The organism is Acidovorax sp. DMC1, assembly GCF_056314325.1.
The window spans coordinates 460764-485683 of sequence record NZ_JBQUYO010000002.1 but is presented as its reverse complement, the minus strand read 5'-3'; the positions used below and the strand labels follow the sequence as shown (position 1 = coordinate 485683).

The 24920-nt window shown below is 63.6% G+C and carries 23 protein-coding genes and 6 tRNA genes; 18 read left to right on the top strand and 11 right to left on the bottom strand.

Going from position 1 to position 24920, the window contains the following annotated elements:
• Positions 1–10: 10 nt before the first annotated feature.
• Entirely contained in the window at positions 11–1009 is a 999-nt protein-coding gene (locus ACT531_RS06670; RefSeq protein WP_476016897.1) for a Bug family tripartite tricarboxylate transporter substrate binding protein, read from the bottom strand.
• A gap of 177 nt (positions 1010–1186) precedes the next feature.
• Here ACT531_RS06670 and ACT531_RS06665 point away from each other — a divergent pair, with 177 nt between their 5' ends.
• The 3 genes from ACT531_RS06665 to plsY all read left to right on the top strand — a co-directional run bounded on the left by ACT531_RS06665 (position 1187) and on the right by plsY (position 3459).
• The gene (locus tag ACT531_RS06665) at positions 1187–2146 is read left to right on the top strand and encodes a LysR family transcriptional regulator (protein WP_476016896.1); all 960 of its coding nucleotides are present in this window, start codon (positions 1187–1189) and stop codon (positions 2144–2146) included.
• A 71-nt stretch (positions 2147–2217) separates the two neighbouring features.
• Positions 2218–2709: an aminoacyl-tRNA deacylase gene (locus tag ACT531_RS06660; RefSeq protein ID WP_015014477.1), complete on the top strand. Its 492-nt coding sequence runs from the start codon at positions 2218–2220 to the stop codon at positions 2707–2709.
• Positions 2710–2766: 57 nt separating this feature from the next.
• Complete coding sequence (gene plsY, locus ACT531_RS06655) at positions 2767–3459, top strand: glycerol-3-phosphate 1-O-acyltransferase PlsY (protein ID WP_476016895.1); 693 nt, start codon at positions 2767–2769, stop codon at positions 3457–3459.
• A gap of 36 nt (positions 3460–3495) precedes the next feature.
• Here the strand turns inward: plsY and ACT531_RS06650 are convergent, their stop codons facing one another.
• From ACT531_RS06650 to ACT531_RS06640, 3 genes are read right to left on the bottom strand one after another with little or no spacing between them, the layout of a single operon-like run.
• The gene (locus ACT531_RS06650; protein ID WP_476016894.1) at positions 3496–4515 is read right to left on the bottom strand and encodes an HD-GYP domain-containing protein; all 1020 of its coding nucleotides are present in this window, start codon (positions 4513–4515) and stop codon (positions 3496–3498) included.
• Positions 4516–4530: 15 nt separating this feature from the next.
• Positions 4531–5232 (bottom strand): retropepsin-like aspartic protease family protein, encoded by a 702-nt coding sequence (locus ACT531_RS06645; protein WP_476016893.1) that lies wholly within the window; start codon positions 5230–5232, stop codon positions 4531–4533.
• A gap of 1 nt (position 5233) precedes the next feature.
• Positions 5234–5719 (bottom strand): YajQ family cyclic di-GMP-binding protein, encoded by a 486-nt coding sequence (locus tag ACT531_RS06640; RefSeq protein WP_015014473.1) that lies wholly within the window; start codon positions 5717–5719, stop codon positions 5234–5236.
• Between the two features lie 76 nt (positions 5720–5795).
• Here ACT531_RS06640 and murB point away from each other — a divergent pair, with 76 nt between their 5' ends.
• Positions 5796–6869 carry a UDP-N-acetylmuramate dehydrogenase gene (murB, locus tag ACT531_RS06635; RefSeq protein WP_422846952.1) on the top strand — a complete coding sequence of 358 codons (1074 nt, stop codon included), beginning with the start codon at positions 5796–5798 and terminating at the stop codon, positions 6867–6869.
• 224 nt (positions 6870–7093) lie between these two features.
• Here the strand turns inward: murB and argG are convergent, their stop codons facing one another.
• From argG to ACT531_RS06615, 4 genes are all read right to left on the bottom strand, one after another.
• The gene (argG, locus tag ACT531_RS06630; RefSeq protein WP_015014471.1) at positions 7094–8431 is read right to left on the bottom strand and encodes an argininosuccinate synthase; all 1338 of its coding nucleotides are present in this window, start codon (positions 8429–8431) and stop codon (positions 7094–7096) included.
• Positions 8432–8516: 85 nt separating this feature from the next.
• Entirely contained in the window at positions 8517–8834 is a 318-nt protein-coding gene (gene ppnP / locus ACT531_RS06625; protein WP_476016892.1) for a pyrimidine/purine nucleoside phosphorylase, read from the bottom strand.
• Positions 8835–8997: 163 nt separating this feature from the next.
• A complete protein-coding gene (locus ACT531_RS06620) occupies positions 8998–9660 on the bottom strand; it encodes a glycine zipper 2TM domain-containing protein (RefSeq protein ID WP_476016891.1) in 663 nt (220 codons plus the stop codon).
• A 135-nt stretch (positions 9661–9795) separates the two neighbouring features.
• Entirely contained in the window at positions 9796–10188 is a 393-nt protein-coding gene (locus tag ACT531_RS06615; protein ID WP_476016998.1) for an arsenate reductase, read from the bottom strand.
• Positions 10189–10240: 52 nt separating this feature from the next.
• Between ACT531_RS06615 and folC the strand changes: the two genes are divergently transcribed.
• The 12 genes from folC (at position 10241) to ACT531_RS06555 (ending at position 19950) form a co-directional block, all read left to right on the top strand.
• Complete coding sequence (gene folC / locus ACT531_RS06610) at positions 10241–11566, top strand: bifunctional tetrahydrofolate synthase/dihydrofolate synthase (protein ID WP_476016890.1); 1326 nt, start codon at positions 10241–10243, stop codon at positions 11564–11566.
• Positions 11567–11588: 22 nt separating this feature from the next.
• Positions 11589–12437, top strand: a complete 849-nt coding sequence (locus ACT531_RS06605; protein WP_476016889.1) for an SPOR domain-containing protein — start codon at positions 11589–11591, stop codon at positions 12435–12437.
• 25 nt (positions 12438–12462) lie between these two features.
• Positions 12463–12951: a CvpA family protein gene (locus ACT531_RS06600; protein ID WP_476016888.1), complete on the top strand. Its 489-nt coding sequence runs from the start codon at positions 12463–12465 to the stop codon at positions 12949–12951.
• A gap of 78 nt (positions 12952–13029) precedes the next feature.
• Complete coding sequence (purF, locus tag ACT531_RS06595; protein WP_060986307.1) at positions 13030–14535, top strand: amidophosphoribosyltransferase; 1506 nt, start codon at positions 13030–13032, stop codon at positions 14533–14535.
• A gap of 143 nt (positions 14536–14678) precedes the next feature.
• Positions 14679–16100, top strand: coding sequence for a glutamate--tRNA ligase (gene gltX / locus ACT531_RS06590; RefSeq protein WP_476016887.1), 1422 nt, complete (start codon positions 14679–14681; stop codon positions 16098–16100).
• Between the two features lie 65 nt (positions 16101–16165).
• Positions 16166–16241, top strand: a tRNA-Ala gene (locus ACT531_RS06585).
• Between the two features lie 32 nt (positions 16242–16273).
• Positions 16274–16349, top strand: a tRNA-Glu gene (locus tag ACT531_RS06580).
• Positions 16350–16402: 53 nt separating this feature from the next.
• A tRNA-Asp gene (locus ACT531_RS06575) sits at positions 16403–16479 on the top strand.
• A gap of 64 nt (positions 16480–16543) precedes the next feature.
• Positions 16544–16619: transfer RNA gene (locus tag ACT531_RS06570), tRNA-Ala, on the top strand.
• A gap of 34 nt (positions 16620–16653) precedes the next feature.
• Positions 16654–16729, top strand: a tRNA-Glu gene (locus ACT531_RS06565).
• 53 nt (positions 16730–16782) lie between these two features.
• A tRNA-Asp gene (locus ACT531_RS06560) sits at positions 16783–16859 on the top strand.
• A 208-nt stretch (positions 16860–17067) separates the two neighbouring features.
• The gene (locus ACT531_RS06555; protein WP_476016886.1) at positions 17068–19950 is read left to right on the top strand and encodes a bifunctional diguanylate cyclase/phosphodiesterase; all 2883 of its coding nucleotides are present in this window, start codon (positions 17068–17070) and stop codon (positions 19948–19950) included.
• 344 nt (positions 19951–20294) lie between these two features.
• Here the strand turns inward: ACT531_RS06555 and ACT531_RS06550 are convergent, their stop codons facing one another.
• From ACT531_RS06550 to ACT531_RS06540, 3 genes are all read right to left on the bottom strand, one after another.
• Positions 20295–21053 (bottom strand): 3-hydroxyacyl-CoA dehydrogenase, encoded by a 759-nt coding sequence (locus ACT531_RS06550; RefSeq protein ID WP_015014461.1) that lies wholly within the window; start codon positions 21051–21053, stop codon positions 20295–20297.
• Positions 21054–21172: 119 nt separating this feature from the next.
• A complete protein-coding gene (locus ACT531_RS06545) occupies positions 21173–22225 on the bottom strand; it encodes an extracellular solute-binding protein (protein ID WP_476016885.1) in 1053 nt (350 codons plus the stop codon).
• A 389-nt stretch (positions 22226–22614) separates the two neighbouring features.
• A complete protein-coding gene (locus tag ACT531_RS06540; RefSeq protein ID WP_015014459.1) occupies positions 22615–23163 on the bottom strand; it encodes a phasin family protein in 549 nt (182 codons plus the stop codon).
• 199 nt (positions 23164–23362) lie between these two features.
• Here ACT531_RS06540 and ACT531_RS06535 point away from each other — a divergent pair, with 199 nt between their 5' ends.
• Entirely contained in the window at positions 23363–24295 is a 933-nt protein-coding gene (locus tag ACT531_RS06535; protein WP_476016884.1) for a histone deacetylase family protein, read from the top strand.
• The gene (locus ACT531_RS06530; RefSeq protein ID WP_015014457.1) at positions 24292–24774 is read left to right on the top strand and encodes an acyl-CoA thioesterase; all 483 of its coding nucleotides are present in this window, start codon (positions 24292–24294) and stop codon (positions 24772–24774) included. Before ACT531_RS06535 ends, ACT531_RS06530 begins: the two co-directional genes overlap by 4 nt.
• The last annotated feature ends 146 nt before the right edge of the window (positions 24775–24920 follow it).

Genomic DNA, 24920 nt, shown 5'->3' with positions numbered 1-24920 from the left:
CATGTGTTCTTCAATCCACCACGATCTTGGCGCGGTGGGCCAGCGCGCGGTAGCGGCCGATCTCGTCATCGATCATGGCGCGCGTGGCCACGGGGCCCAGGTGCACGGGTTCCATGCCCTGGGTGCGCATCTGTTCCTGCAGGCCACTGTCGCGGGTGACGGCTTCCACCTCGGTCACCAGCTTGCGGATGACGGATGGTGGTGTCTTGGCGGGGGCGGCGATGGCGTACCACGCGTCGAACACGGCGTCGGGCAGCTTGAGTTCCTCCACCGTGGGCACCCCCGGCAGCATGCTGGAGCGCGACTTGCCAGCAATGGCCAGGGCGCGCAGCTTGCCGGCCTTCACCTGCGGCGCCGCAGCGGCCACGGTGTCGATGCCCAACTGGATTTCACCGCCCATGAGGGCGATCAGCGACTGGCTGCTGCCCCGGTAAGGCACGTCCTGCAGTTGGATCCCAGCCGCCTGCTCCAGCAGCGCGCCTGCCAGGTGCGGACCGGAGCCCGAGCCGAAGGTGGCGTAGTGGATGCTCTTGGGCTTGGCCTTGGCCGCCGCGATCAGCGCATTCAGTTCTTTGTACGGCGCGCCGGCGCTGACGACCAGCACCAGCGGCGCCCGGGCCACGGTGGCTACGGGCACCAGGTCCTTGGCCGGGTCATAGGGCAGCTTGCTGCGCAGCGCCGGGTTGACCGTGTAGCTGGTGGAGCCCGAGACCAGCAGCGTGTAGCCGTCCGGGTCGGCGCGCACCACGGCTTCGGTGCCGATGATGGTAGAGGCGCCCGGCTTGTTGTCGATCACCACCGCCGTGCCCAGGCGGCCAGCCAGCTTCTGTGCCAGCGCACGTGCCACCACGTCGGTGCCGCCGCCGGGCGGGAAGGGCACCACCATGCGCACCGGACGCTGGGGCCAGGCATCGGCAGGGGGTGTAGTCTGGGCTGAGGCCAGACTGGCATGGCCGGCGAACACTGCCAGGGTGGTAGACAGGAAGGTGGCTCGAACAAGGCGTTTCATGCGGACTCCGGTGGTAGGGCCCCGGCAGCAGGCGCGTGGCTCCATGAGGCCATGCGGCGCCCGTGCCAGGGCATGGGTGAATTGGAGCCTCAAGCCATGCAAGATGGATGCTGGTTTACCATTGCTTGGAATAGAGATTTGGCAACTGACCTTTGCCTTTTTGTGATTTCAACAACCATGGCCATTTCACTGCTCAGCCTGCCCTTGCGCTACTTTCTGGAGGTGGCGCGCACCGGCTCCGTCAACCAGGCGGCGCAGCGCCTGCATGTGGCCGCTTCGGCGGTGAGCCGCCAGCTGGGCAAGCTGGAAGACAGCCTGGGCGTGGTGCTGTTCGAGCGCCAGGCCCGGGGCATGACGCTGACCGAGGCTGGCACCCGGCTGCTGGCCCACGCCAGCGCGCACGACGCGCAGGCGTTGGAGCTGGTCGAGCAATTGCAGGATCTGTCCGCCCAAGGTGCCCTGCGGGTGCGGCTGGCGTGTACCGAAGGGTTTGCGGCAGCGTTCATGCCGCTGGTCATGGCGGGGTTTCGGCAGGCGCACCCGCAGGTGCAGCTGCAGTTGCAGGTGGCCGTGCCGCAAGAGGTGTCGGCCCTGGTGCTGCGCGGCGAGGCGGATCTGGCGCTGAAGTACAGCACGGCGCCAGAGAAAGGCCTGCAGGTGCTGCACTCGGCCATCGCACCCATCTATGCCGTCATGCCCGCGCAGCACCCGCTGGCGCGTCAGCGCAGCGTGCGCGTGGCCGATGTGGTGCGCTACCCGCTGCTGCTGGGCGCCGCCAACACCACCGGGCGGCAGCTGTTTGACCTGAGCTGTGCGGTGCAGGGGCTGCGCTACATGCCCGCCGTGGAGAGCAATTTCTCGTCGGCCCTGCTGCCGCTGCTGAGCGGGCAGGACGTGGTGCTGGCCAGCTACCTCACGGCGGCGCGCTGGGTGGAGGCGGGCCTGCTGGCTGCCCGCCCGTTTGACGAAGCGCAGCTGCAGCAGCGCCGCCTGCAGGTGCTGGCAGCCGAGGGGCGCATTCAGTCCACGCTGGTGCAGCAGTTCACGCAGGCGCTGGTGCTCGCCATCGAGGAATACGGCAAGCGCAAGGTGGGGCGACGCCGCAAGGCCGCTGCAGCGCCTGCCACGGTGTTCTGACAAATTGCCGCAGACTCCAGAATGCTCACATTTGGATACGGATACCATCGGTGCCCTATCCGCACCAGACCATGGCCAAGAAAGAACACGTTTCCGAGACCCAAGCCACCCAGCTGCTCAAGGCGAACAAGGTGGCTTTCACCGAACATCCGTATGAGTACCTGGAGCACGGCGGCGCCATGCACAGCGCCGAGGTGCTGGGTCTGGACCCCTACACCGTGGTCAAGACCCTTGTCATGCAAGACCAGGACGCCAAGCCACTGCTGGTGCTGATGCATGGCAACCGCAAGGTCTCCACCAAGAACCTCGCGCGCCAGATCGGCGCCAAGTCGGTCGAGCCGTGCGCGCCCGAGGTGGCCAACCGGCACAGCGGCTACCTGGTGGGCGGCACGTCCCCGTTTGGCACGCGGCGCACCATGCCGGTCTATATCGAAGAAACCATCCTCGCGCTGCCCCGCATTGCCATCAATGGCGGGCGCCGGGGCTTTCTGGTGCAGCTGGACCCGCAGGTGTGCGTGCAACTGCTGGGCGCCAAGCCGGTGCAGTGCGCGCTGGCAGAATAGGTCGCCGCGCGATTCAGCCCCTCAGAAGGCTGACCATTAGATTTCCAAGGAGTTGCTTTGACCGCCGTCTATCCCGTTCTTGCCACTGTGGCCGCCTACCTGTTGGGCTCGCTGTCGTTTGCCGTCATCGTGACGCGCGTCATGGGCCTGAGCGATCCGCGCACCTATGGCAGCAAGAATCCCGGCGCCACCAATGTGCTGCGCTCGGGCAGCAAGGCAGCGGCCATCGTGACCCTGCTGCTGGACGCAATGAAGGGCTGGCTGCCGGTGGCGTTGGTGATGTGGTTTGGCCACCCCTATGGGCTGGAGGACGGCACTGTGGCGCTGGTGGGACTGGCTGCTTTCTTGGGGCACCTGTGGCCGGTGTTCTTCCGGTTTCAGGGCGGCAAGGGCGTGGCGACGGCACTGGGCGTGCTGGTGGGCATCAGCGGTTGGCTGGGTCTGGCCACGGCGGCCACCTGGCTCATCATTGCGTTCTTCTTCCGCTACTCGTCGCTGGCCTCGCTGGTGGCCGCTGCGTTTGCCCCGGTGTACTACCTGATGGTGGATGGCGTGGTCTGGTATGCCGAGGGCACGATTGCAGCCTCGATCGTGGTCATGGCGCTGTTGCTGGCTTGGCGCCACCGCGAAAATATCCAGCGCCTGATTGCGGGTACGGAATCGCGCCTGGGCAGCAAAAAGGCGAAACCTGTCGAGGGTGAAGAGAGCGCCAAAGCAAAGCCGAAAGCAAAGGCCAAGGCGAAACACTGATGTAGCCACGCGCCCGGTTTGGGCGCGTGCCCTGCGTCAGAGCGCGCCGGGCGCTGTCACCAGCCCGCGCAGCCCCGCGCTGTGCTGTGCGGCATACAGCCCCAGCCGCACCATGGTGCGGTGGTTCAGCTCCAGGCTCACGGCCGACCGCGCCAGGGCCGACTGGATGCGTGGCTTGCCGCTGGCGGTCTGGTACAGGCTGGGCTGGCTGCGGTGGTTGCCGGTGTTGTCCAGCAGACTGGCCACCAGCGGGTGGTTGGCCTTGTCGCTACGGCGCAGCACGATGGCGGTTTCGCCGTTGTCCAGCTTGACGAAGGTGCCCGGGGGGCACAGGCCGATGGAGCGCACCAGCGTGTAGCTGACCTCGTCGCGCTGGTCCACCTCTTGTCCCACGATGGCGCGCACCGAGTCGGTGGCGCTGCGCCCGGCGCGGGATTTGCGCGGGCTGATCATGGCGGCATAGCGGTCAATGGTGCCGAGGACGCGGGTGAGCCGGTCGATCGGCTCCTGGTGTGCCAGGGGGACGCGCTCTGCAATGCTGGCATGGTGTTGCCCCACCACATCCAGCCAGAGTTGATCGTTGATGAACAGGCGCTCCAGCAGCAGCATGCTGTCTTCGGGGTGGCTCTTGATGGCCTCCTGCTGCTCGGCCGTGGGGCGTTCGCGCTGCACGGCCAGTTCGTCCTGCAGCGCCGTCATGCCGATGTTCATGGTGAGCGCAGCCCGCACCAGGCTGTCCCGCTCGCGCTGCGGCAGCTTGAGCTCCAGCGCCATGATGTGGCACAGCGTGCCACACACCAGTGCGTGCGATGCGCTGTAACCCACGGTCGATGTGGACGCGTGCTGGAACATCAGGTACAGCGCCGCGTCGATGTCGTGCGCCACCAGGTCCTGCAGCCAGGCATCGAACTGCCGCACCTTGCCCGGAAAGTCCTGCACCTGCAGCGGCCGGCTCAGCAGCACCGACAGGGCTGACTCCAGGTCGGACCAGAGGCTGAGCAGGTCCTCGTACTCCCCTTCGGAGTGCGCGTGGGTGGAGGATGGGTGTGCAGACATGCGGGTGTACAGGCCTCAGTGGCGCTTTTCCAGGACCATCTGGTCGTTGGTGCGGGTCATCTGGAACTCGTTCAGGAAGCTGTTGCCCAGCAGCACGTAAGGCATGGGCTGCGAGGTGATGATGGCCTCCACCCCAAAGACTTCGACGTCGCCAATGCGGATGGAGTCGAGCTTCATGCGCCAGCCCTGGGCGACACCATTGGCGGTGTTCACGCGCACCGGCTGGCCGGTTTGGTAGTTGAGGCCCATGCGCTCTGCATCGGGCCGCCCGATGGCGACGGTGGACGCCCCGGTGTCCACCATGTACTGCATGACCTGACCGTTGATGGTGCCGCTGTTCACAAAATGCCCGCGGCCGTCAGCCACCAGCTGAATGCGCTTGCCGCTGCCACTGCGTCCGCCCACGCTCACGGGCGCCTCGCCCAGCCGCAGCGTGCGCCGCACGCCCTGGATCTCGACAGTGGCCTCGTCCTTGGCGACAGCGATGACTTTCACCCCCTGGAATTCGTCCCCCGCGCCCACCGCCTTGGGCGGGCTGGCGTTCACCACCAGCAGTGCCTTGCTGCCCAGCACGCCCGCCAGCGCCACGGCCTGCGCCTGCGCCCATGCGGGGGCCAGCAGCAACCCGATGCACAGGGCGACGGGGCGCTGATAACGGCGCAGCCCCTGCGAGAGCGGGGGGAAGGCCCGCAAGGCCTCAGGGGGGTGTTGCTTCATATCAGTCGCGGAAGTTGTCGAATGACAGCGGTACGTCCGTCACGTCCTTGCGGATCAGGGCCATGGCGGCCTGCAGGTCGTCGCGCTTGGCGCCGGTCACGCGCACTTTGTCTTCCTGGATGGCGCCTTGCACCTTGAGCTTGCTTTCCTTGAGCAGCTTCTGGATCTTCTTGGCCAACTCGCTCTCGATGCCGTTGCGCACCTTGATGACCTGCTTGACCTTGTCACCGCCCATTTTCTGCACGTCGCCCATGTCCAGAAAACGCACGTCCACATTGCGTTTGGTGAGCTTATTGCGCAGCACGTCTTCGATCTGCGTGAGCTGGAAATCGGCGTCGCCGATCAGCGTGATGTCCTTGTCCTTGATCTCGATGCTGGCGGCGGTGCCCTTGAAGTCGAAGCGGGTGGCGATCTCTTTCGCGGTGTTCTCGACGGCGTTCTTCACTTCAACCAGGTTGGCTTCGCAGACGGTGTCAAAAGATGGCATGGTGGGTCTCAATCAATCTCGGGAAACAAAGGTGGCTCGCAGGCCGCCAGCAGGGGCCGGTGCGACAATCGGGCCAATGGTAGTCGAGAAAAACGCCCCTTTACAGCCCTGCAACACCTTCGGCATTGCTGCACGCGCCCAGACCCTGGTGCGTGTGCGTTCAGTGGATGACCTGCTGGCTGTGCTGGCCGACCCGGAACTGGCACCCGCACCCAAGTTTGTGCTGGGCGGGGGCAGCAACATCATCCTGACGGGCGATGTGAAGCCCGTCGTGCTCAAGATGGAAATCAAGGGCCTGCGCCTGGTTGAGGAAACGCCCAAGGCCTGGATCGTGGAGGCGGGTGCTGGCGAGGTCTGGCACGACGCCGTGGCCTGGACGTTGGCGCATGGCTATCCCGGTCTGGAGAACCTGGCCCTGATCCCGGGCACCGTCGGGGCATCGCCCGTCCAGAACATTGGCGCCTATGGCGTCGAGCTGCAGGACCGCTTCGAGTCGCTCGACGCCATCGATCTGGCCTCGGGCCAGTCGTTCAGCCTGGATGCCGCGCAATGCGGCTTCGGCTATCGCGATTCGGTCTTCAAGCACGCCCCTTCTGAGGCGCAGGACGGCAGCGGGCTGCCGCGCGGCATGGGGCTGGCCGGCCGGGCGGTGATCACCCACGTGCGCTTTCGTCTGCCTAAACCCTGGAAGCCGGTGCTGGGCTACCTGGACCTGGAGCGCCGCCGCGCCGAGGCGGGGGTGGAGCACCCCAGTGCCCAGCAGATTTTTGACTGGATCTGCGACATTCGCCGCGCCAAGCTGCCCGACCCTGCCGTGGTGGGTAATGCAGGTAGCTTCTTCAAGAACCCTACTGTATCGCCCGACCAGTGCGCCGACATCATCGCCCGCGAGCCCAAGATCGTGCACTACCCCATGCCGGACGGCAGCATCAAGCTGGCGGCGGGCTGGCTGATTGATGCCTGCGGGTGGAAGGGCAAATCCATCGGCAAGGCTGGGGTGTACGAAAAGCAGGCCCTGGTTCTGGTCAACCGGGGGCGGGGGGCCGAGAGTGTGACGGGGGGCGAGGTGATGACCCTGGCCAAGGCCATCCAGACCAGCGTGTACGAGCGCTTTGGCATCCGGCTGGAGCCCGAGCCGGTGGTGGTGTAGCGCGCGAAATGTTTTGCGGCCCTTGTGCCTCGGGCGTGCATGGGTAGCGCCTGCTCTGATGCGGCAATGAAAAAAACCATCCCATGGGGTGGCTTTACTCATTGATTGATAGCTGCTGAGGCATATTGCACTAGCGCTACCAGCCATTTTCATCCCGAAAGAACTGCCAAGGTGCTCCCGGCGGCACCCAGGAGACTTCTGGCAGCTGAGGGCTTCTTCAGGGTTTACTTGCGGTCGTTTTCCAGCTGGGCCAGGGCGGCATTGCCTCCCAGCGACAGCAGGCCAGCGCGCGAGTACACGCCCAGCTTGTCGCGCGTGTCCACGATGTCCAGGTTGCGCATGGTCAGCTGGCCGATGCGGTCCAACGGGCTGAACGGCGCGTCCTCCACCTTTTCCATCGACAGGCGTTCGGGCGCGTAGGTCAGGTTGGGCGACTCGGTGTTGAGGATGGAATAGTCGTTGCCGCGGCGCAGCTCCAGCGTCACGGTGCCGGTCACGGCGCGCGCCACCCAGCGCTGTGCGGTTTCGCGCAGCATGATCGCCTGGGGGTCGAACCAGCGGCCCTGGTACAGCAGGCGGCCGAGCTTGAGGCCGTTCACACGGTACTGCTCGATGGTGTCTTCGTTGTGGATACCACTCACCAGGCGCTCGTAGGCAATGTGCAGCAGCGCCAGGCCGGGGGCCTCGTAGATGCCGCGGCTCTTGGCTTCGATGATGCGGTTCTCGATCTGGTCGCACATGCCCAGACCATGGCGGCCGCCGATGCGGTTAGCCTCCAGGAACAGCTCCACCGGGTCGTTGAACTCGACGCCATTCAGGGCCACGGGCTGGCCTTCTTCGAAGCGCACCGAGACTTCCTCGGCCTTGACGACCACGTCATCCTTCCAGAAGGCGACGCCCATGATGGGGTTCACGATGCGGATGCCGCTGTTGAGGAACTCCAGGTCTTTCGCCTCGTGCGTGGCGCCCAGCATGTTGCTGTCGGTGCTGTAGGCCTTTTCGGCGCTCATCTTGTAGCCGAAGCCTTCCTTCGTCATGAAGGCCGACATTTCGGCGCGGCCGCCCAGTTCGTCGATGAACAGCTGGTCGAGCCAGGGCTTATAGATCTTGAGGGACGGGTTGGTCAGCAGGCCGTAGCGGTAGAAGCGCTCGATGTCGTTGCCCTTGAAGGTCGAGCCGTCGCCCCAGATGTTGACGTCGTCTTCCTTCATCGCGGCCACCAGCATGGTGCCGGTCACGGCGCGGCCCAGGGGCGTGGTGTTGAAGTAGGTGGCACCAGCGGTGCGCACGTGGAAAGCGCCGGCCTGCAGCGCGGCGATGCCTTCGTGGGCGAGCTGCGTGCGGCAGTCGATCAGGCGGGCCTTCTCGGCGCCGTATTCCATGGCCTTGCGCGGAATCGCGTCGTAGTCGGGCTCGTCGGGCTGGCCCAGGTTGGCCGTGTAGGCGTAGGGCAGGGCGCCCTTGTTCTTCATCCAGCGCAGCGCGGCGCTGGTGTCCAGGCCGCCGGAAAACGCGATGCCGACCTTCTGGCCGAGGGGGAGGTTCTGGAGGATGGTTGCCATGGAGTTTTCTTCAAAAATGATAGCTGCCAGCGCATTGTGGACTAGCGCCAGAGGCCAAAATCAATCAAATTTCAGCTCGAACATCTCAGCCGAAATGGCAGATGTAGTGATAGGCCTCGGTCACGCGGATGTCGAACTTGGAGTTGCCGGGCACGCTGAACTTCTCGCCTGCGGACGATTTCACCCATGCATCGGCGCCTGCCAGCTTGTATTCGCACGAGCCTGCCACGCATTCCATGATTTCAGGCGCGCCGGTGTTGAACGTAAGCGTTGCGGGCAGCACCACGCCCACCGATTTCTTCGTGCCGTCCGGGAAGGTGATGCCGTGGCTCACGCACTTGCCGTCAAAGTACACATTGGCCTGGGTGGTGACGGACACGCCGTCGATTTTTTCGGTGGTCATGGATGCGCGGGTAGGAATGGAGGAAACCCGCGATTTTAGGGCAGGGTGCTGACGCCCCGGACGGAGCGCTGCCACGAAATCCGCGCACTTGATCGCACGCACCAAGAAAAAGAGCCCCGGAGGGCTCTTTGTTCACTGGGCTGCGCAGCTTGGCTGCCTGCGCTCAACGCCAGTAGGGGTTGCGGTGGTGCGGGTAGTAGGGGCGACCGCTGTCGTAGCCATACTCAATCACCGTCACCGGAGGCGTCACATAGGTGGGGGGCGCCTGGTACACCGGCTGCACAGGGTAGGTGGAGGTCACCACCCCCGGCTGGCTGTACACGCCCTGGGCGGCATACGGGTCGGGCTGTGTGGAATAGGTCTGGCCAGTGGGCTGCACGTTCACGGGGATCCAGCGGCCTGGATCGTTCTGGGTGCGCGTGGTGTACTGGCGGCCAGCGTATTCATACACCACGTTGTAGCCCACGGTGCGGTTTTCGTAGTAGGTCTCGGTGGTGCAGCGCTGCACATTTTGGTACTGCGGCTGGCCGTTGCCCTCGATCTGGTTACCCACCACGGCGCCCCCTAGAACCCCGATGGCGGTGGCTGCGGCGCGGCCGCTGCCCTTGCCGATGGTGTTGCCCACTGCGCCACCGGCAATGGCGCCGATCACTGCGCCAGCGCCCGTCGTGCGGTTGCCGCTGTACACGGTCTCATTGCCACACACCTGCTGCGGAACGCCGACCTGCTGAATGATGGGCGTGGCAGACAGCACACGGCCTTGTTCCTGTGCGCTGGCCACGACAGCGACAGCTGCCAGGGCAGAAAAAATCACGATCTTTTTCATGGAGAAACTCCTTTCGGGTCGGTACATAACGCACCAGACTGAAGAAAAGTTTAGGCCCGCAAGGTCAATTCGGGGCCCGGACGCCGTAAATCTGCGTAAAGATTTGTGCGATTTTCCCGCGTTCCTCGTCCGAAGTCAGCCTTTGGATGCGCGATTGGGCCCGACGGGCCACTGGTCCGGCACAAATCCGACCGTGACATGCAGGCCTTGGGCGTCCTGCCACTGCACCACGGGGCGCTTGATCACGCTGGGTTGTTGCTGCACCAATGCGCAGGCGCTCGCGTCGTCCTGCACCGATGCCTGGGTGGCTGCGTCCAGCTTGCGCCAGGTAGTCCCCTGGCGGTTGACGAGCTTTTGCCAGCCGACCGCTTTCAGCCAGCCAGGGAGCAGGTCGGCAGGAACACCCTGCTTCTTGAAATCATGAAACTGGATATCCAGCCCTTGTTCGGCAAACCAGGCGCGGGATTTTTTGACGGTATCGCAGTTGGGGATGCCGTAGACGGTGATGACGGTGTTCATGCCGCGCATCATCCTCGAAATTGCCGGGGTGAATGTGGGCTCGGCGACAATCCCGGGCTGTATGCAAACCAAACCCCACACACTGGAAGGCTGGCTGCGCCACTGCGAGCAGCTGCACCCCCGCAATATCGATATGGGCCTGGACCGGGTCGCGGAAGTCGCCCGCCGCATGGCACTGCGGTTCGAGTGCCCGGTGATCACGGTGGCGGGCACCAACGGCAAAGGATCGACCTGCGCCATGCTGGAAGCAGTGGCGCTGCAGGCAGGTTATCGCACCGGCGTGTACACCTCGCCGCATCTGGTGCACTTTGAAGAGCGCTGCCGGGTGCATGGAGAAATCGTCTCGGCGGCCGATTTGGCGCCGCATTTTGAGGCGGTGGAGGCCGCCAGAATTCAGAACGGCAATGAGGTCTCGCTCACGTATTTTGAGTTCACCACCCTGGCCATCTTGCGCTTGATGAGCCATGCCTTGCTGGATGTGGCGATTCTCGAAGTCGGCCTCGGAGGACGCCTGGATGCCACGAACGTGATCGACACCGACTGCGCCATCATTACCAGCATCGACATCGACCACACAGAGTTTCTGGGCCCGGACCGCGAGAGCATTGGCCGCGAGAAGGCGGGCATCATGCGTACGGGGCGCCCAGCCATCGTGAGCGACCCCATGGCCCCGCAGAGCGTGGTGGATCACGCGCGGGAGATCGGCGCCGATTTGTGGAGTTTCGGGCGCGATTTCAATTTCTCGGGCGACAAGCAGCAGTGGAGCTGGGCTGGCCGGGGGCGGCGTTACGGCGGGCTGGCTTATCCGTCTCTGCGTGGGGCCAATCAGCTGGTGAATGCCTCGGGCGTGCTGGCGGCTTTTGAGGCATTGCGTGAGCGGCTGCCTGTGACTGCCCAGGCTGTGCGCAACGGCATGGCCATGGTGGAGTTGCCGGGGCGCTTCCAGATCGTGCCGGGGCAACCGACCCTGGTGCTGGACGTGGCCCACAACCCGCACTCCGTGGCCGCGCTCACGGCCAATCTGGATGCGATGGGGTTTTTTCCTACCACCCACGCGGTGTTTGGCGCGATGGCGGACAAGGACCTGGCGCCGATGCTGGCCAAGGTAGGGCCTTTGGTGGACCGCTGGTATTTCACCGACCTGCCCACGCCGCGCGCAGAGTCGGCTGCCGTGTTGCAGCAGAAGTGGAATGCTGTGCACATGGTGGCGGGCGGTCGCCGAGACGTCACCTCCAGCTTGCATGCCGACCCGCTGCAGGCCCTGCAGGCGGCGGTGGCCGCCGCAGACCCCGCTGATAGAATCGTGGTCTTTGGCTCGTTCTATACGGTGGGTGGAGTGTTGATCAACGGAACACCCCGCTTGCGCGCCAAACATCTGGGCGCCTGAGCGCCTCACGAGTCCTTAGTCCATGGCATTTTTCAAGTTCCGGTGGCCCGGTCAGGGTGAGCAGCAACAGGCTGAAAAGCCGTCCAAGCGCTCGCGCACACCCCAGGCTGAGAGCATCGAAGTGATGCGCCGCCGCGCCCGGCACCGTTTGATTGGCGCCGCAGTGCTGGTGCTGGTGGGGGTCATTGGGTTTCCTCTGCTGTTTGATACCCAGCCACGGCCCATCCCCGTGGACATTCCCATCGAGATTCCGGATCGCAACAAGGTAGCGCCCCTGGTGGTGCCCGCGCCGGTGGCTGATGCACCCGCCGTAAAGCCCGCTGCCCCCGCCACACAGGAGCCTGCTCCTACGGCTGCGGCGCAGCGGCCTGCGCCTTCGCGCACTGCCGCTGCCAATGGTCTGGCGGACGGTGAAGAACTGGTGCCGAGTGCTCGCCCGGCTCCCGCCAAACCCACTCCTCCTCCGGCAGCTGCACCTGCAGCCGCCAAGCCTGAGGTGAAACACGAAGCCAAGCCGCCCTCAGCTCCCGCGCCGTCTCCCGCCCCAGAGCCCAAGCCTGCACGGGCTGATGATTCGGCACGTGCCCGAGCCTTGCTGGAAGGCCGCAGCACCGAGTCGCCCGCCGCTGCCGGTGCCGAGGAGGCGCGCTTCATTGTTCAGGTAGGGGCCTTCGCCGATGCCGAAAAGGCCCGCGAGGCGCGTACCAAGGTGGAGCGTGCGGGTCTCAAGACCTACACGCAGGTGGTGGACACGAAGGACGGAAAGCGCACCCGTGTGCGCGTGGGCCCGTTCACCAATCGAGCAGAGGCAGACAAGGCGGCGGCGCGCATCAAGGCGCTGGACTTGTCGGCTTCGGTGCTCACCCTGTAAACGTCGATCGGACTGCCATTTGTCCATGGCCGCGCTGGATTGGGTGTTTATGGCCGTGTTGCTGGCCTCCATGCTGATTGGTGCGTGGCGCGGTCTGGTGTTTGAAGTGTTGTCGGTACTGGGTTGGGTGGTCTCGTTTTTTGTGGCGCAGTGGTTTGCGGCTGATGCGGCGGCCTTGTTGCCCATGGGTGGGTCGGGTGAGTCGTTGCGATACGCCGCTGGCTTCGTGGTGGTGTTTGTGGCTTCGGTTTTTGCCTGTGGTTTTCTGGCCTGGGTGGCCAAGAAGCTGGTGGAGGCTGTGGGGCTGCGCCCGGCAGACCGCACCTTGGGCGCCGTTTTTGGTGTGTTGCGCGGCCTCGTTTTGTTGCTTGCGGTGGCTGTGGTGGCGGGTATCACCCCCGTGCACGAAGCACAGTGGTGGCAGGAGTCGCAGGGTGCACCGGTCTTGACCGAGGTGCTCAAGGGGTTGAAGCCGGCGCTGCCGGACGAATTTGGAAGGCATCTGCCTTCGTGAGATCGAAGCGGCAGCGGTCAGAAGCTGCTGCCGTTGGATGACCGCGGGGCTGTTCCCGCAAACGGATGGAATACAACTATGTGTGGAATCGTCGGCGTCGTCAGTCCTGCGCCCGTCAATCAGCTGATCTATGACGCTTTGCTGCTCCTGCAGCATCGCGGACAAGATGCTGCTGGCATCGTGACCCAGCAGGGCCGCAAATTCTTCATGCACAAGGCCAAGGGCATGGTGCGCGACGTCTTTCGCACGCGCAACATGCGTGCTCTGCCGGGCAATGTGGGCTTGGGCCAGGTGCGCTATCCCACGGCCGGCAACGCCTACAGCGAAGAAGAGGCCCAGCCTTTCTACGTCAATGCTCCGTTCGGTATCGTGCTGGTGCACAACGGTAATCTGACGAACGCCCGCGAACTCCGCACCGAGCTGTTCCAGACAGACCACCGCCACACGAATACGGAAAGTGACTCGGAAGTCCTGCTGAACGTGTTTGCGCACGAACTCGAGCGGGCCACGCGCGGCGTGCCTCTGCAGCCCGAGGATGTTTTCACGGCCGTGCGTGCGGTGCACAAGCGCATCAAGGGTTCCTATGCCGTCATCGCGCTGATCGCAGGCCACGGCCTGTTGGCCTTCCGCGACCCGCACGGCATTCGCCCGCTGGCCATGGGCCGCAGCCAGGACGGCACCGTGATGGTGGGCAGCGAGTCGGTGGCGCTGGAAGGCACCTCCCACGTGTTCGAGCGCAATATCAACCCGGGCGAAGCGATTTTCATCACGCTCGATGGCCAGGTTCACGCCAGCCAGTGCGCTGAGAACCCGCAGCTCAATCCGTGCATTTTTGAGTTTGTGTACCTCGCGCGGCCTGATTCTGTGCTGGACGGCATCTCGGTCTATCAGGCGCGTCTGAATCTGGGGGAAGCCTTGGCCAAGCGCGTGGTGTCCACGGTGCCGCCCAACGAGATCGATGTGATCATTCCCATCCCCGAGTCGAGCCGCCCCAGCGCTACGCAACTGGCGCATCTGCTCGGCGTCCCGTACCGCGAAGGCTTCGTCAAGAACCGTTACGTGGGTCGTACCTTCATCATGCCGGGGCAGGGCGTGCGCAAGAAGTCGGTGCGCCAGAAGCTCAATGTGATTGGCAGCGAGTTCAAAGGCCGCAACGTGTTGCTGGTGGATGACTCCATCGTGCGTGGCACGACCAGCCGCGAGATCGTGCAGATGGCCCGCGACGCAGGTGCCCGCAAGGTGTACCTGGCCAGCGCGGCGCCTCCGGTTCGCTACCCCAACGTCTATGGCATCGACATGCCCACCAGCAGCGAACTGGTGGCCCATGGCCGTACGGTGGAAGAGATTCGCCAGGCCATCGGCTGCGACGCTCTCATCTACCAGGATGTGGATGGCATGAAGAAGGCCGTGGGTGCGCTCAACAGCGCTATCGTCGGCTTCGATGCCTCGTGCTTTGACGGTGTGTATGTGACTGGCGACATCACGGCGGAAGGGATCGCCAGCCTGAATGAAGGGCGCGTGGGTGCGGAAGAAGGCGAGGAAGACACCTCGCGCCTTGCTTTGCCCAACGCGCAAGAAGCGTAGCCAAGGGCTTGCGCAGCCCTCAGGGCCATCGCAAGCGATGCTGGACTTTTGGCACAGCGGGCGATGCTGTTTCAGTACTGACTGCGCCCGATGGATTGACCCCACTTGAGAACTGGCCCCGTTGAGGGCCAGCATTGATTTTTATGACTGAAACCACTGCTTCCAGCACGGGCCGCGTACGCACCCGCTTTGCTCCTTCACCCACAGGGTTCATCCACCTGGGCAACATCCGCTCGGCCTTGTACCCCTGGGCGTTTGCCCGCGCCACGGGCGGGGACTTCATTCTGCGCATTGAAGATACCGACCTGGAGCGCTCCAGCCAGGCGGCGGTGGACGTCATCATCGAGGGCATGGCTTGGTTGGGCCTGAACCACGACGAAGGCCCTTTCTATCAGATGCAGCGGATGGATCGTTACAAGGCGGTCCTGGCAGAGTTGCAGGCTGCCGGTCATGTGTATCCCTGCTACATGAGCGTGGCCGAGCTGGATGCGCTGCGCGAGCGGCAGATGGCTGCCAAGGAGAAGCCACGCTACGACGGCACATGGCGCCCCGAGGCTGGCAAAACTCTGCCCGCCATTCCAGAAGGCGTGCAGCCCGTGCTGCGCTTCAAGAACCCACAGGGTGGCGTCGTGGCCTGGGACGACAAGGTCAAGGGCCGCATCGAGATCAGCAACGATGAGCTGGATGACCTGGTCATCGCGCGGCCCGATGGCACGCCCACCTACAACTTCTGCGTGGTGGTGGACGATATCGACATGGCGATCACGCACGTGATCCGTGGCGACGACCACGTGAACAACACTCCACGCCAGATCAACATCTTCCGCGCCCTGGGCAAGGAACCCCCGGTCTATGCCCACCTGCCTACCGTGCTGAACGAGCAGGGCGAGAAGATGAGCAAGCGCAATGGTGCCAAGCCTGTCACGCAGTACCGCGATGAAGGTTATCTGCCCGACGCCATGGTGAACTACTTGGCGCGCCTGGGCTGGAGTCACGGCGACGATGAAATCTTCAGCCGTGAGCAGTTCCTGCAGTGGTTCAACCTCGACCATCTGGGCCGCAGCGCGGCGCAGTTCGATGAAGCCAAGCTGCGCTGGGTGAATGCCCAGCACCTGAAAGCCATGGCAGACGATGCTTTGGCGGCGCTTGTGGCTCCGCAATTGCAGGCGCGTGGTGTTTCGGCTGAGGCGCTGGCCGATGGGCGTCTGCCCCGTATCTGCGCGCTGTTCAAAGACCGGTGCGATACCACCGTTGCGCTCGCCAACTGGGCGCAGGTTTTTTATGGCGATGTGTCGCCCGTGGATGCAGAGCGCGCGCAGCATGTCATCGACGCCATTGCGCCTGCTCTGGACGCACTGGCCGATGCGCTGTCTGCGTGTGAATGGGACAAGGCTTCCATCAGTGCGGCGTTCAAGCAGGTGCTGGCTGCCCAAGGTCTGAAGATGCCTCAACTGGCCATGCCTGCGCGCGTGTTGACGGTGGGTACCGCCCACACGCCATCGGTCGATGCCGTGCTGGAATTGGTTGGACGTGAAAAAGTTGTAGCGCGTTTGCGAAACCGCTAAAAATCTGTCTATAATTCAAGGCTCAGGTGATGACAACAAATACTAAGTGTTTGAAGTCATTTAGTGGGGGTATAGCTCAGCTGGGAGAGCGCTTGCATGGCATGCAAGAGGTCATCGGTTCGATCCCGTTTACCTCCACCATATCGCTTGATAACGGTTAGTTCCAAGGTTTTGACCCTATCGTCTAGAGGCCTAGGACATCACCCTTTCACGGTGAGTACCGGGGTTCGAATCCCCGTAGGGTCGCCAAGTTTGTAGCACTTGGCTTGTGTTGAGAAATACAAGCGAAAAGCTGCCTGCCAGGAGTGGTAGTTCAGTTGGTTAGAATACCGGCCTGTCACGCCGGGGGTCGCGGGTTCGAGTCCCGTCCACTCCGCCAGTCAACAGTTTTTGCAGTCCTTTTGAGTGCAAAAACTTTTCTTCGGTACAAGCCGAAGAAGTTTGGGGGTATAGCTCAGCTGGGAGAGCGCTTGCATGGCATGCAAGAGGTCATCGGTTCGATCCCGTTTACCTCCACCAAATTTGTCAGTAGTTCGGTTAGTTCCAAGGTTTTGACCCCATCGTCTAGAGGCCTAGGACATCACCCTTTCACGGTGAGTACCGGGGTTCGAATCCCCGTGGGGTCGCCAAGTTTGTAGCGCTTGGCTTGTGTTGAGAAATGCGAGCGAAAAGCTGCCTGCCAGGAGTGGTAGTTCAGTTGGTTAGAATACCGGCCTGTCACGCCGGGGGTCGCGGGTTCGAGTCCCGTCCACTCCGCCAGATATCAACCGCTGCAGTCGCAAGGCTGCAGCGGTTTTTTTATGCCTCTGTTGGTACGTCATGCGCTCGCATGGCTGTACAAGCATCTTGAGACAGGCCGCTGCTGGGGTTCAACCTGTTACAAGTGGTAGGGCCTGTGCAAGAATCAGCGATAGTCGGCTGCACAGCCATACCGCCCAGGCGGCTCTCACAGACCCATCCCGCGCCTATGAACCTTTTTCGGCTGCAGATTCACCCACAGCACTTGGCCAGCTTCAAAGCCGTGGCGCCGGTGCTTTACTTGTTGACCGGTGGGGTGATTGCAGCCTGGGCCTATTTTTCGGTGGCCAGTCCGCAGCGGGTGGGGCACTACCTCACGCTGCACCAAGTGCTGGAGACGCTGTCCATTGCTGTGTCTGCCCTGGTGTTTGCGGTGGGTTGGAAGGCGCACAGCCTCAATCCGCAACGCAATGTGCTCATCCTGGCCTGTGGCTTTCTGGGCGTGGCGATCCTCGATTTTTCGCACATGCTGTCATTCGCCGGCATGCCCGACTACATCACGCCCAACTCGGTGGCCAAGGGCATCAATTTCTGGTTGCCCGCGCGATACCTGGGGGCTCTGACGCTTCTGGGTGCGGTGGCGCTGCATTGGCGCGTGCCCGGCGATGCAGCAGCACCTGGCCCTGGCAGATTTTTGGTGCTGGCGCTGGTACTGGCCGTTGTTGCAGTCATCCACGCCGTTGTGTTCTTGTTTCCACAGTGGTACCCGCAGACCTACGACGACCAGGGGCTCACACGGTTCAAGATTGCTTCCGAGTACGGCGTGGTGGCCTTGTATGCAGCGTCGCTGGGCGTGCTGCTGCACTGGGCGCGTGAGCGTGCCGCCTTTGACGTGGCCAGGTTGTTCGCCGCCGTATGGGTGATGGCCCTGAGCGAGTTTTTTTTCACGTTCTACGTCGTCGCGACCGATCCCTTCAATCTGCTGGGCCATGTGTACAAGGTGGTGGGGTACTACTACCTGTACCGCGCCATTTTTGTGGGCACCATTGAGGCGCCGTACCGGGTGCTCAAGCAGTCCGACAAGGCCATGCGGGCCGTGCTGGACGCCGTGCCCGACCTGATGTTCGAGGTGACCCGCGACGGTCGCTATGTGCAGATCCATACGCGCCAGCCTGAATTGCTGCTGATGCCTGCCAACGAGGTCGTGGGGCGTTCGATCCACAACATCCTGCCTCCTGCGGCGGCAGCTGTGGCGCAGGCTGCGATCAATGCCGCAGCAGAGCAAGGTCTGGCCCGCGACTTCCAGTATGCACTGGACCTGCCCGACGGGCAGCACTGGTTTGAGCTGTCCGTGGCGCGCAAGGGGATGGACGATGAAACGGATGATCACTTTGTGGTGCTGTCCCGCGACATCACGCAGCGGGTTCAGATGCTGGACACCCTGCGCAAGCTGCGGCATGCCGTGGAGCAGGCGCCCAACTCCATCTTCATTGCGGGCGCTGACGGCAACATCGAATATGTGAACCCCGCGTTCACCGCCACGACAGGCTACAGCCCCGAGGAGGTGATTGGCCGTAACCCGCGTCTGCTGAGCGCCGGGGCCACGCCTGCCAGCGTGTATGCCGACCTGTGGGCGCATCTGACATCCGGCCGTCCGTGGCGCGGCGAGTTTGTTAACCGCCGCAAGGGCGGCGGCGAGTACAACGAGTCCGCCATCATCTCGCCACTGCACGACGAGCAGGGCCGCATCACCCACTATCTGGCCGTGCAGGAAGACGTGACGGAGCGCCGTCGTGATGAGGAACGCATCCGCAAGCTGATCAACTTCGATGCGCTGACGGGCCTGCCCAACCGCACGATGTTCGCCTCCCGGTTCAGCCAGGCCCTTGCACTGACGCAACGCAGCGGCCATCAACTCGCGCTGCTGTACCTGGACCTGGATCACTTCAAGAATGTGAACGACTCGCTCGGTCACCAGGTAGGGGACGGCTTGCTGATCGAGATCGCGCACCGGTTGCAGTCGGTGGTGCGCGATGAAGACACGGTGTCGCGGCAAGGCGGGGATGAGTTCGTGATCGTGCTACCGCTCACCGATGCGCAACAGGCAGCCCATGTGGCCGATGAGCTGCAGGCGCAGGTGCGCCGGATCTGCAAGCTGGAGCACCATGAGTTGGTGGTGACTTCTTCCATCGGTATTGCGATGTACCCCGAGGATGGGGGGGACTTCGAGACCCTGGCGCAGCGCGCCGACGCGGCCATGTTCCGTGCCAAGGAGTCCGGGCGTGACACCTACCGGTTCTTCTCGGCGGACATGCAGGCCCGGTCGCTCAGGGTGCTGCAAATCGAGAACGCCCTGCGCAGTGCTTTGGTGCTGGGCCAGTTGACACTGCACTACCAGCCACAAATCCGGCTGAAGGATCGGCGACTGGTGGGCGTGGAGGCCTTGCTGCGCTGGACGCACCCCGAGCTGGGTGCTGTCAGTCCGGCGGAATTCATCCCGGTGGCAGAGAGCAGCGGCCAGATTTTGGGCATCGGCGAATGGGTGCTGCGCACTGCGCTGGCCCAGGCCCGGCAGTGGCGTGATGCAGGCCATACCGAGCTGGTGGTGGCGGTGAACCTGTCGATGGTGCAGTTCCGCCACCCGGGTCTGGTGGACATGGTGGGACGGGCGCTGGCCGACAGCAACGTGCCCCCGCAGATGCTGGAGCTGGAGCTGACCGAAAGCATCGCCATGGATGCACCGGAGCAGGTGATTGCCATCGTGCGGCAGCTGTACGACCTGGGGGTGCAGCTGTCCATTGACGACTTTGGGACCGGGTATTCGTCGTTCAGCTATATCCAGCGCCTGAAGGTGCACAAGCTCAAGATCGACCAGTCGTTTGTGCGGCATCTGGGCGATGACCCCAGCGCGCCCCACATCGTGCGCGCCATCATTGGTCTGGCGCAAAGCCTGGGTCTGGAGACCATTGCCGAGGGCGTGGAAACGGCCGTGCAGAGTGACGTGCTTTTGGGATTGGGCTGCGATACAGGCCAGGGCTACCACTTCAGCCGCCCCGCGCCCGCCGCCGACTTGCAGGGGCTTCTCACCGAGGGCCACGCGGTATTGGGTTGAGAGGGCGGGAGGCAGAGGCAAGCCGCCGCCCCAACAAAATCGCCGCGTTGTGAGCGCGGCGGTTGGGTGGGCATTATTGAGTCGGCCTCTCTGAACTTGAAATGTCCGTTCGGGTTGAGCTTGTCGAAACCTTGCGCAGCGCTTCGACAGGCTCAGCGTGAACGGTTCAAGTAGATTCGTGCCGGATCAATAGCAAAGAGTTGGGCTCGCAGCAGTCCCGAGGCCTGTGCAGGCTCTTGGGGGACCTTTTTAGTGCCAAACAGGCGCCATGCGCTAGAGGAATATGCCTGAAATGCTATCAAAAGAATAGCGATCAGGCATGCCACAATGACCCCAGCGCCGGCTTACCGTGGAGCCAGGCGAATGGCACCGTCCAGACGGATCACCTCGCCATTGAGCATGTCGTTCTCGAGGATGTGGCGCACCAGCTTGGCGTAGTCCTGCGGGGTGCCCAGCCGGCTGGGGAAGGGCACGCCAGCGGCCAGCGCGTCCTGCACTTCTTGCGGCATGCCAAACAGCATGGGGGTGCCGAAGATGCCGGGCGCAATGGTCATGTTGCGGATGCCGTTGCGGGCGAGGTCACGGGCAATCGGCAGGGTCATGCCCACCACGCCGCCCTTGGAGGCTGCATAGGCGGCCTGGCCGATCTGCCCGTCATAGGCAGCCACGCTGGCCGTGGAGATCAGCACGCCACGCTCGCCGGTGGATTCGGGCTCGTTCTTGCTCATGGCCTCGGCGGCCAAGCGGATCATGTTGAAGCTGCCGATCAGGTTGACCGTGATGGTCTTACTGAACAGGGCCAGCGCATGCGCGCCGTTCTTGCCCACGGTCTTCTCGGCGGGGGCGATGCCGGCGCAGTTCACCAGGCCCACCAGCTTGCCCAGCGACACGGCCTTGGCCACCACGGCCTGGCCATCGGCCTCGTTGCTCACATCGCACTTCACGAACGCGCCGCCGATTTCCTTGGCCACAGCCTCGCCTTTTTCGGCCTGCATGTCGGCAATGACCACGGTGCCGCCCTGGGCGGCCAGCATGCGTGCCGTGCCTTCGCCCAGGCCCGATGCGCCGCCGGTGACGATGAATACCTTGCCTTGGATGTCCATGGTTGTCTCCAGTAAGTGACGTTAACGTAAACGTCAATTATGGCGCATCTCCCCACCGTGCTGAGCGCGAAAAAAAGCCCGGACCAGGCCGGGCTTGTGGTGGGTGAGGGCAGGGCAGATTACTGGAAGCCCACGCGGTCCAGCATCTGCTGCACCTTGGTGGTGTTTGCACCCACCGCGCTGATCGGGATGGTCTCGCTCTTGAAAGGCTTGCCGCCGGTCATGGCCTTGAGTGCCGGGTTGTCCAGCGCCACGCCCTTGGCTGCAGGCCACTCGTTGTTGCCATTCGCAAAGTAGTTCTGTGCCTCGGGGCTGGCCAGGTATTCGAGGAACTTGATGGCGTTGGCCTGGTTCTTGGAGTGCTTGGCCACTGCGCCGCCAGCGATGTTCAGGTGCGTGCCCCAGGATTCCTGGTTGGGGAACACCACGCCCACCTTGTTGACCACGGCTACGTCTTCGGGCTTGTTGGACCGCATCATGCGCGCCAGGTAGTAGGTGTTGGTCACGGCGATATCACACTCGCCGGCGGCCACGGCCTTGATCTGGTCGGTGTCGCCGCCCTTGGGCGGGCGGGCCAGGTTGGCCACCATGCCCTTGAGCCAGGCTTCGGCCTTTTGTTCGCCCATGTGTTCCGTAACCGCGCCGAACAGGCTCAGGTTGTAGGGGTGCGAGCCGGAGCGGATGCACAGCTTGCCCTTGTTCTTGGGGTCACCCAGTTCTTCGTAGGTGTCCACATCGGCCTTTTGCATCTTGACCTTGTTGTAGACGATCACGCGCGCACGGGTGGACAGGCCAAACCACGAGATGCCGCCGTCCGCTGCCGGCTGACTGCGCAGGTTGGCGGGGATGGCGTCGTTCAGCACCTTGGACTGGATGGGCTGGAAGAGGCCGTCGACCTCGCCCTTGTACAGGCGGGCGGCGTCCACCAGCAGGATCACGTCGGCGGGGGAGGCGGCGCCCTCGGCCTTCAGTCGGGCCAGGATGCCGGCGTCGTCGGCATCCACGCGGTTGATCTTGATGCCCGTGGCCTTGGTAAAGCCGGTGTACAGGGCCTCGTCGGTGGAGTAGTGGCGGGCCGAGTAGAGGTTGACCACTTGTTCCTGGGCGCGCACGGCACCTGCAGCGGCGGCCAGCGCACAAGCGCCCAACAAGGCTTTCACAGTCTTCGACATGGGTTGCATCTTTCGGGGTTGAAACTGCGGCAATGATAAAGCAAACGCGAATTATTCTTGATCAATGTCCAGAGCAAAGGCCGGATTTAGCGTCCGGGTTTGAGGTGGCGCAAGAGCCCAATGCGTTGAGAACTGGGTCGCCTCCAGGTGATGGGTTCTCCACGCGGGCCGGTTCCAGTGCCTGCTGTTTTGACCACTGCAGCGGGCAGGCCAAAAAAAAGCCCGGTCGTAAAACCGGGCTTTAAAAGGATCCTTGAAACGGGGGTTTCGAGAGGATCCAAGGAGACAACTGGGGCGCTGTCGACAAGGTCGGCAGCGCATGGGTTGAATTATCAGGGTATTCCCTGAACGCGGCCTAGAGGTTGCACTCCAGACCGCAGGTAAGGCGATTAACGCTTGCGGGGAGCGGCCGTCTTGGCAGCGTTGGCAGCGGTGTTGGCCACGGCGTTGAAGTTGGCTTCAGCCACATCAGACGCTTGCTTCACAGCCTTTTGCACCGATTCGAAAGCGTTGTTGGCGGCAGACACGGCACTCTTCATCACGGCCACGGCGGTTTCGGAACCGGCGGGGGCGTTCTTGGCGGCGCTGTCCACCAGGTTGGTGAAAGCCTTCTGTGCGTCGGTGGCCTGGGCTTCGAAAGCCTTGCCGAACTCGGCACCGGTGCCCGAAGCGATGTCATACAGGTGGCGGCTGTAAGCGGCAGTCTTTTCAGCCAGGGGTTGGAACAGGCCGGCTTGCAGGGCCAGCAGTTCTTGGGCGTCCTTCACGGCCAGCACGGCTTGCGTGTGGTTGGCGGCTTCGGACAGCGCAGCGCGCGAAGCGGTCACGTTCAGTTCGACCAGCTTTTCCACGCCTTCGAAAGCCTTGGAGGTCAGGCCAAACAGGGTTTCGATGTTGGCCTTGTGGGATGCCAGGATTTGTTCTGCGGTCAGCGACATGTCATATCTCCTAAAAATGAGGGCCCATGGGGCCGGGGTGGTTCACAGACATCTGCGCTGACCTTGACCTGATAGTCATGTTGCAGTGCAGCATGGGTTGAATTTTAGGGACTTGTGGCGCTATTGCAAGGGGTTTTTGTTGCAGTGCAGCAAATTAGACACGATCACCCAGAAATCCCCGGCTTGCCACAATCGTGTCATGCACGCTTACTACGCCGACCACTTCGTGTTGCCCTTGCCCGAAGGCCACCGCTTTCCCATGGCCAAGTACCGCATGTTGCGCGACCGCATTACAGAGCACTTGCCGGGCGCCGTGCTGAAAGAGGCACTGCCCGCCTCCGATGAGTCGCTGGCGCGCGTGCACAGCCCGCAGTACATCGATGCTGTGGCCCACGGCACGCTCGCGCCCGCCGCCCAGCGGGAGATCGGCTTTCCCTGGAGCCCGGCCATGGCCGAACGCGCGCGCCGCTCGGTGGGTGCCACCCTGGCCGCCACCCGCGCTGCTTGGCGCGAGGGTGTGGCGGGCAACCTGGCTGGCGGCACGCACCACTCGTATGCCGACAAAGGCAGTGGCTTTTGTGTGTTCAACGATGTGGCGGTGGCTGCCCGCCAGGCACAGGCCGACCACCTGAACGATGGCTCGGGCTGGCCGCTGCAGGTGGCGGTGATCGACCTGGATGTGCATCAAGGCAACGGCACCGCCCATATCTTTCAGGGGGACGACAGCGTGTTCACCCTGTCGCTGCATGGCGCACGCAACTTTCCGTTTCGCAAAGAGCCGAGCGACCTGGATGTGGAGCTGACCGACGGGTGTGCTGATGATGAGTACCTGCACGCGCTGGACCAGGCTTTGGAGACGCTGGACCACAGCTGCAAGCCGGATCTGGTGTTTTATCTGGCGGGGGCGGACCCCCATGTGGGCGACCGGCTGGGGCGTCTCGCTGTTACCCACGATGGGCTGGAGGCACGCGACCGGCGCGTGTTTGACTGGGCCTGGCAGCGGCGTATTCCCACGGTGTTCGTCATGGCAGGTGGCTATGGCAACGATCTGGAGGACACGCTGCAGGCGCAACTCACCACCTGGCGCGTGGCCTGGCAGTACCACCAGCGCTGGCAGAATGTGCGGCCATGACCTCTGCCGCCAGCCCCTCTCCTGTCGCTTCTTCCGCGCCGGTCCGCCCGGCTCCGCAGCCGCGCAGCGCCTACCGCGTGTTTCGCCCCATCACCACACGCTGGGCCGACAACGACGTTTATGGGCATGTGAACAACGTCGTGTACTACAGCTGGTTCGACACGGCGGTGAACGCCCATCTGATCGACCAGGGCGTGCTGGACATCCATGCGGGCCAGACCATCGGCCTGGTCATCGAGACCCAATGCAATTACTTCGCGCCGCTGGCGTTCCCGCAGACGGTGGAGGCGGGCATTCGCGTGGCGCGGCTGGGCGGCTCCAGCGTGCGTTACGAGGTGGGCCTGTTTGCGCAGGGCGAGCCGCTGACGGCGGCGGCGGGGCACTTCATCCATGTGTACGTGGACCGTGAAACCCGCCGCCCGGTGGCCGTGCCAGACGCATTGCGCAACGTGCTGCAGGCGCTGGTCATGCCCGGTTGACGGGTTGTTGATGGGCGGCTGATCAGTGGCTGCAAACCGTAGCTACTGATTTGATAGCGTCAGGCGCAGTTGCGATGTGCGCCTGGGCCCAGAACAGCCTGAATGGCCGACGGCGGCTGAACACTGGCTGACGCCGCCCGCCGTGC

What these genes read in the sequence shown, in the direction of transcription:
- ACT531_RS06620 (WP_476016891.1), bottom strand. Translation starts at nt 9,660, where the DNA reads ATGAAAAAGATCGTGATTTTTTCTGCCCTGGCAGCTGTCGCTGTCGTG.
- ACT531_RS06600 (WP_476016888.1), top strand. Translation starts at nt 12,463, where the DNA reads ATGGCCGCGCTGGATTGGGTGTTTATGGCCGTGTTGCTGGCCTCCATG.
- ACT531_RS06555 (WP_476016886.1), top strand. Translation starts at nt 17,068, where the DNA reads ATGAACCTTTTTCGGCTGCAGATTCACCCACAGCACTTGGCCAGCTTC.
- ACT531_RS06530 (WP_015014457.1), top strand. Translation starts at nt 24,292, where the DNA reads ATGACCTCTGCCGCCAGCCCCTCTCCTGTCGCTTCTTCCGCGCCGGTC.
- ACT531_RS06660 (WP_015014477.1), top strand. Translation starts at nt 2,218, where the DNA reads ATGGCCAAGAAAGAACACGTTTCCGAGACCCAAGCCACCCAGCTGCTC.
- purF (WP_060986307.1), top strand. Translation starts at nt 13,030, where the DNA reads ATGTGTGGAATCGTCGGCGTCGTCAGTCCTGCGCCCGTCAATCAGCTG.
- ACT531_RS06545 (WP_476016885.1), bottom strand. Translation starts at nt 22,225, where the DNA reads ATGTCGAAGACTGTGAAAGCCTTGTTGGGCGCTTGTGCGCTGGCCGCC.
- murB (WP_422846952.1), top strand. Translation starts at nt 5,796, where the DNA reads ATGGTAGTCGAGAAAAACGCCCCTTTACAGCCCTGCAACACCTTCGGC.
- ppnP (WP_476016892.1), bottom strand. Translation starts at nt 8,834, where the DNA reads ATGACCACCGAAAAAATCGACGGCGTGTCCGTCACCACCCAGGCCAAT.
- ACT531_RS06665 (WP_476016896.1), top strand. Translation starts at nt 1,187, where the DNA reads ATGGCCATTTCACTGCTCAGCCTGCCCTTGCGCTACTTTCTGGAGGTG.
- ACT531_RS06650 (WP_476016894.1), bottom strand. Translation starts at nt 4,515, where the DNA reads ATGTCTGCACACCCATCCTCCACCCACGCGCACTCCGAAGGGGAGTAC.
- gltX (WP_476016887.1), top strand. Translation starts at nt 14,679, where the DNA reads ATGACTGAAACCACTGCTTCCAGCACGGGCCGCGTACGCACCCGCTTT.
- folC (WP_476016890.1), top strand. Translation starts at nt 10,241, where the DNA reads ATGCAAACCAAACCCCACACACTGGAAGGCTGGCTGCGCCACTGCGAG.
- ACT531_RS06645 (WP_476016893.1), bottom strand. Translation starts at nt 5,232, where the DNA reads ATGAAGCAACACCCCCCTGAGGCCTTGCGGGCCTTCCCCCCGCTCTCG.
- argG (WP_015014471.1), bottom strand. Translation starts at nt 8,431, where the DNA reads ATGGCAACCATCCTCCAGAACCTCCCCCTCGGCCAGAAGGTCGGCATC.
- ACT531_RS06535 (WP_476016884.1), top strand. Translation starts at nt 23,363, where the DNA reads ATGCACGCTTACTACGCCGACCACTTCGTGTTGCCCTTGCCCGAAGGC.
- ACT531_RS06540 (WP_015014459.1), bottom strand. Translation starts at nt 23,163, where the DNA reads ATGTCGCTGACCGCAGAACAAATCCTGGCATCCCACAAGGCCAACATC.
- ACT531_RS06670 (WP_476016897.1), bottom strand. Translation starts at nt 1,009, where the DNA reads ATGAAACGCCTTGTTCGAGCCACCTTCCTGTCTACCACCCTGGCAGTG.
- ACT531_RS06550 (WP_015014461.1), bottom strand. Translation starts at nt 21,053, where the DNA reads ATGGACATCCAAGGCAAGGTATTCATCGTCACCGGCGGCGCATCGGGC.
- ACT531_RS06615 (WP_476016998.1), bottom strand. Translation starts at nt 10,188, where the DNA reads ATGCGCGGCATGAACACCGTCATCACCGTCTACGGCATCCCCAACTGC.
- ACT531_RS06605 (WP_476016889.1), top strand. Translation starts at nt 11,589, where the DNA reads ATGGCATTTTTCAAGTTCCGGTGGCCCGGTCAGGGTGAGCAGCAACAG.
- ACT531_RS06640 (WP_015014473.1), bottom strand. Translation starts at nt 5,719, where the DNA reads ATGCCATCTTTTGACACCGTCTGCGAAGCCAACCTGGTTGAAGTGAAG.